4 protein-coding genes are annotated in these 4,894 nt (G+C 44.3%); 3 read left to right on the top strand and 1 reads right to left on the bottom strand.

What is annotated here, in order from left to right:
* Window positions 1-1,149, top strand: a 1,149-nt coding sequence (locus tag IQR33_RS10745; RefSeq protein ID WP_416222675.1) for a peptidoglycan DD-metalloendopeptidase family protein, incomplete at its 5' end; no start/stop codon positions are given.
* A 523-nt stretch (window positions 1,150-1,672) separates the two neighbouring features.
* Window positions 1,673-2,887, top strand: a complete 1,215-nt coding sequence (locus IQR33_RS10740; RefSeq protein WP_193837747.1) for a CobW family GTP-binding protein — start codon at window positions 1,673-1,675, stop codon at window positions 2,885-2,887.
* A gap of 147 nt (window positions 2,888-3,034) precedes the next feature.
* On the opposite strand, the gene zigA is transcribed toward IQR33_RS10740, so the two are convergent.
* A complete protein-coding gene (zigA, locus tag IQR33_RS10735; protein ID WP_005375723.1) occupies window positions 3,035-4,234 on the bottom strand; it encodes a zinc metallochaperone GTPase ZigA in 1,200 nt (399 codons plus the stop codon).
* Window positions 4,235-4,424: 190 nt separating this feature from the next.
* Between zigA and IQR33_RS10730 the strand changes: the two genes are divergently transcribed.
* Window positions 4,425-4,850, top strand: coding sequence for a TraR/DksA C4-type zinc finger protein (locus IQR33_RS10730; protein ID WP_053303728.1), 426 nt, complete (start codon window positions 4,425-4,427; stop codon window positions 4,848-4,850).
* Window positions 4,851-4,894 lie beyond the last annotated feature (44 nt).

Raw genomic sequence — 4,894 nt, 5'->3', positions numbered from 1 at the left:
AATCAAAGCAGTGATTCGTCACCACCTCCATCATCAAAGATAGTGGTTCCCTCAGATGTCAGTTTGACTCCGTTGCCTAAACCTAAACAAATACACTACATAGTTAAAGTGGGAGATACGCTCAGTGGTATCTTCGCTCAATTGGGTCTCCCTTACGGTATTTTGCAGCAAATTCTCTCAGTTGATCTTGATCACCTCCAGCTAGATATGATTAAGCCCGGAGAAGAGCTTGAATTAGTGATGGATGACATGGGGCAATTGAGTCGACTAATTTATCATATGAGCCTTGTAGAGAAGGCTATCTACACTAGAGAAAACGATGGCTCCTTCTCTTACGAATTTCAGGAAATTTCAGGGGAATGGCGTGAAACCTTATTTTCGGGAGAAATCAAAGGGAGTTTTTCAGTCTCGGCACATCGAGTAGGATTGGCATCAGGCCACGTCGCAAATATTACGCAGGTGATGAAAGATAAGATTGATTTTGCGCGATCTCTTAGAGCCGGTGACCGTTTCGATATATTAGTGAAACAGCAATATTTAGGTGAACACAAAACTGGCAATAGTGAGATTAAGGCTATTTCTTTTAACTTAGCGAGGGGCGAAGTCGCTGCATTTCTAGCCGAGGATGGACGGTTCTATGATAGAGCTGGTAACAGTTTGGAGCGAGCGTTTAACCGTTATCCTGTCGATAGGGCATACCGCCGAATCACCTCTGGGTTTAACCCTAAGCGTAAACACCCAGTGACGGGAAGAGTCACCCCGCATAACGGAACGGATTTCGCGACACCAATCGGTGCGCCAGTTTATTCTACTGGGGATGGAAAAGTAATTGCGGTCCGCAAGCACCCTTATGCCGGTAATTATTTAGTGATTGAACATAACAGTGTGTACAAAACTCGTTACCTACACTTGAATAAAATCTTGGTTAAAAAAGGTCAAGTTATAAAGCGTGGGCAAAAAATAGCCCTCTCTGGGAATACTGGTCGTTCAACCGGACCACATTTACATTTTGAAGTTTTAGTTCGTAATCGTCCGGTTGATGCAATGAAAGCCGACTTACCTATCGCGAAGTCGCTTCCTAACATCCAGAAACCTTCATTTTTGGCGCGAGTATCAGAGTTTGATTATCTAGTAGAAACGAAAAACTGAGTCCCGACAATTTGTTAGGGCTCAGTTATGCTATTTTGTGTTATGAGGTTGGAGCAATAGGTGAGTCTCAATATGTGTTCCTAGAAGAATAATGACTGCGATTTTTTCTTTTACGTGCGTCCACATCCGCAACATCGGACGCTTTGCAACAATCTCCGCCTTTGATCGGCCTACGTGAAAACATCACACCAATTGCGAGCATCGCAATACAACTTAGGAAAATAAGAACGGTAAGAACTAAAGTCATAACACCACCTCCTATAAATCGCTGTATTGTCATCTTTCTCCAATTTTATAAACAAAGCAATGGTCGTTTTGTAACCACTTATTATTTTTATCAATAGTCAGACCTTTGCTGGTGATGAAACGTGATGAGAAACGAAGGAGAGTTCTGAGAAATCAGCCCCTGTGATCTTTACCGATTCTTAAGTTTTGCGTCTAAGACAGCAATTGGATTCCTTCTATAACTCACTAAGTTGTTATGTTATAACATGCGTTCATCCAGATTTTGTAGGTCAAAAGTATGCCATCAATTCCAGTCACCATTTTGCATGGGTTTCTCGGGTCCGGGAAAACTACGTTTTTACGCAACATTCTTCAACAAGCCGATTCTTCTGGTATTGATCTGTCCGTTATTGTTAATGACATGAGTGAGTTAGACGTCGATGGCGTGCTTATCTTAAATACCGATGCGGTGAGTGAAGAGCGGGGCAACTTTGTTACGATCAGTGGAGACAGCATCAGCAGCCTGAGTGGTGTAAAGCAGCTCGATAAAGCTCTTAAAAAGCTCTGCGCAGAAAAATCGCCAGAATGGGTTGTGATTGAAACGTCGGGCAGTAGTCATCCTTTACCTTTGGTCGAGTACTTCAAAAGTAACGCACAATTCGCACTCAAAGACGTAATTACGTTGGTGGATGCGACTTGGTTGCGAGATGACTATCGACAAGGTTCTGCCTTAATCCCTAAGTGGCAGGAGAACGTGCAGCAGGGTGTTCGCGGCGTTGAAAACTTGTTGGTAGAGCAAATCATGTTCTCAAACCGTATCATGCTCACCAAGACGGACAAAGTGGACGACAATACCGTTCGCAACATCGCGCAGGCGATTCACCCGCTTAACGTTTACACCGAGATAATCAAAACGTCGTGGGGAAACTTGGATATCCGCATGTTGAAAGGTGAGCAAGACTACAATTTCTTCCTTGTTGAGCAGTTAATCGCAGAACTTCGTGAGACGGTGAATGAGCCGTTGAATCTCTCTGATAAAGACGAACAAAGCCTTGTCGCGAAAGTGATCAAAGATGATCGACCTTTTCATCCTGCGCGTTTGTGGAATACCTGCCACCAGTATTTAACTAAAGGTGTGTTCCGCAGTAAAGGGTTCTTTTGGTTTCCAACTCGAGACGATGTTTCACTGCTTTGGAGCCAAGCAAGCGGCAATGTGGGGCTTGAAATTACAGGCTTTTGGCGCGCTTCGGTAATCAATGACGAATCGCAAAACTTCACTGAGGAACATCGTCAAATCCTGCAAGATAAGATAGACAGTGTTGAAAGCCGCTTTGGTGATCGTCGTTGTCGCTTAACGGTGATTGGGCAGGAAAACGAAGTCGATGCGTTTATTGATGCGCTGGAAAACTGCTTTTTAACGGAAGGGGAATTGGAGCAATGGCAACAAGGGGCAACATTTGAAGATCCTTGGCCAAAGAAAATAGCTAAGTTGAGCCAGAAGAAGACGGTTTGAATGCGCTGGTGAGGATTCCCTCGCTGCATGCTTGAATCTCAGCTTGTTCCAAGACGGACTTGCTGCGTTGGTTCTATATAACAAAATTGGCTCAGTGTAACTAAAAAGCCTCCCGAATGGTGGGAGGCTTTTTTGTATCTCAGTCGTTTACTGTTCCCATTCAGGGAAAGGGTCTTCCAGAGATAACCAATAGTCGAGCCCTTGCTCCATCTCATCTTCTGTTAACAAGCATTCGTTAAGACGAGCAATCAATTTCTCTTGCTCTAATCCCTGACCAATAAACACCAATTCTTGTCGCATATCGCCGTATGGTTCTTGCCAAATGTCGTTTATAGCATCTAGGTAATCTTGATCCGTCGGCCACTCCTCCTTCGGAATCGCTTTCCAAAACATACCCGCAACACCATAACGTGCGATGCCTCCCGCTTGGCTCCATTGGCCGACAAACTCTGGTCTGGTTGCTAGCCAAAAGTAACCTTTGGAACGAATCAGTTTGCCGTAATCTTTCGCATTGTGGAGGAAGTCGTAAAACTTCTCTGGATGGAAAGGGCGTCTCGCATGATAGGCAAAGCTGGAAATGCCGTATTCTTCGGTTTCAGGTATGTGCTCGCCTCGCATTTCCTTCAACCAACCTGGGGCTTGTTGTGCCTTTTCAAAACTGAAGCTTTGTGTGTCGAGTACCGCATCAAGTTCTACTTCACCATTCGAGATAGGAAGAATAGTGGCCGATGTATTGAGAGTTTTAAGAATAGCAAGAAGCCTTTCGATTTCTGATTTCTCAGCGAGGTCGGTTTTACTTATCAAGATAACGTCAGCGAACTCTACTTGATCAACGAGCAAGTCGGCGACGCTGCGTTCATCGTCTTCACCTAAGGATTCGGCTGTCTCTGTTAAGAACTTAGCTTCATCGTAATCACGCAGAAAGTTAATCGCATCAACTACTGTAACCATGGTGTCTAAACGTGCAACGTCTGAAAGTGAGAGCCCGTTTTCATCGGCAAAAGTAAAAGTCTCTGCAACGGGGAGTGGCTCGGCGATGCCAGTGGACTCGATAACTAAGTAATCGAATCTGCCTTCTTGCGCGAGTTTAGTAACTTCTTCAAGTAGATCCTCACGCAGGGTACAACAGATGCAGCCGTTACTCATTTCAACCAACTTTTCTTCACTGTGGTTGAGAGAAACTTCATTCTGAACGGTCGCTGCGTCGATGTTGACTTCGCTCATGTCGTTGACGATGACCGCCACTTTTCTGCCTTGTCTATTGTTAAGAATATGACTTAAAACGGTTGTTTTTCCTGCGCCTAGAAAGCCGGACAAAACCGTAACAGGGAGTTTCTGGGTGTTCATGCTCATGCTCTTTATAGTGTAATGTTATAATATAACAATTAATATAGTCGGTGATCTTAACTCTGGCATCAAGCAGTTTGTGACTGTGTCGAGTACTGCACCTTATTGGCGCATTCATTCGTCGTTAAGTTATACAGATTCAGATGTACGGAATTTAGAGAGCGAACTCTTATCTCGGTGTGGAGGTTCTATGAACGAAGAGAAAAAGCATGTCATGACAGAAGAAGAAATTCTTGCAGCGCCCGAGGCGGATTATATGAATGAAGCTCAGCTCGCGTTTTTTGAAAACCGATTATTTGAGCTTTATGAATCGACGTTAGCGCATATTGAACGTGCGAAAGAAGAGATGATTGCGCCAATGGAATTCAGTGACGAAAGCGATAGGGCGTCCAGTGAGGAGCAATCTGCAATCGCGTTAAGAATCATAGACAGAGAGCAAAAGCTGTTACCTAAGATTCAACAATCGTTGGCTCGCTTGCGCGCAGGGGAGTATGGCTACTGTTTAGAGTCCGGAGAACCTATCGGCATTCCAAGGTTATTGGCGCGACCTACCGCTGAATATAGTGCAGAAGTAAAAGCTCAAATGGAGTCAAAAGAGCACTGGTATAAACACTAAAGCCTCACTATCTTATGACGTCGATATTCTTCTCGTTCACTTGT

The organism is Vibrio sp. OPT46, from assembly GCF_015163535.1.
GTDB lineage: Bacteria > Pseudomonadota > Gammaproteobacteria > Enterobacterales > Vibrionaceae > Vibrio > Vibrio alginolyticus.
This window is presented reverse-complemented; position numbering and strand designations above follow the sequence as displayed.

Bases quoted from the DNA above. Each gene is read 5' to 3' on its own strand.
- zigA (WP_005375723.1), bottom strand. From the start codon at position 4,234: ATGAACACCCAGAAACTCCCTGTTACGGTTTTGTCCGGCTTTCTAGGC.
- IQR33_RS10740 (WP_193837747.1), top strand. From the start codon at position 1,673: ATGCCATCAATTCCAGTCACCATTTTGCATGGGTTTCTCGGGTCCGGG.
- IQR33_RS10730 (WP_053303728.1), top strand. From the start codon at position 4,425: ATGAACGAAGAGAAAAAGCATGTCATGACAGAAGAAGAAATTCTTGCA.